The sequence below is a fragment of the Endozoicomonas acroporae genome (assembly GCF_002864045.1).
Classification (GTDB): Bacteria; Pseudomonadota; Gammaproteobacteria; order Pseudomonadales; family Endozoicomonadaceae; genus Endozoicomonas; species Endozoicomonas acroporae.
Window position 1 is genome coordinate 1 of record NZ_PJPV01000283.1, and the last position, 507, is coordinate 507.

General features: G+C 46.5%; 1 rRNA gene. It reads right to left on the minus strand.

Annotation, left to right across the window (positions count from 1 at the left end):
- A 23S ribosomal RNA gene (locus tag CX664_RS25210) occupies nt 1–388 on the minus strand; the annotation flags it as partial.
- Nucleotides 389–507: the final 119 nt, after the last annotated feature.

Sequence of the window (507 nt, forward strand, 5' to 3'; positions counted from 1 at the left end):
ACAGGATTTCACGTGTCCCGTCCTACTCGATTTCACAATGATTGGCCTTTCGTGTACGGGGCTATCACCCACTATGGCGACACTTTCCAGAGTCTTCCACTAAACCAAAAATTGCTTAAGGGCTGGTCCCCGTTCGCTCGCCGCTACTGGGGGAATCTCAATTGATTTCTTTTCCTCCGGGTACTTAGATGTTTCAGTTCCCCGGGTTCGCCTTCCAGACCCTATGTATTCAGGTAAGGAATAACGGCTTATGCCGTTGGGTTTCCCCATTCGGAAATTCCTGGATCACAGCTTGTTTATCAGCTCCCCAGGACTTATCGCAGATTACCACGTCCTTCATCGCCTCTGACTGCCAAGGCATCCACCGTGTACGCTTAGTCACTTGACCATATAACCCGAAACGATTTACCTTCGTAAATCATTAGAGGTCAGTCAATACAACTACCTTTAACGATCAAATGAATTTGCAGTTATTCAAATTCATCGCCATACACATTAGCTATTACC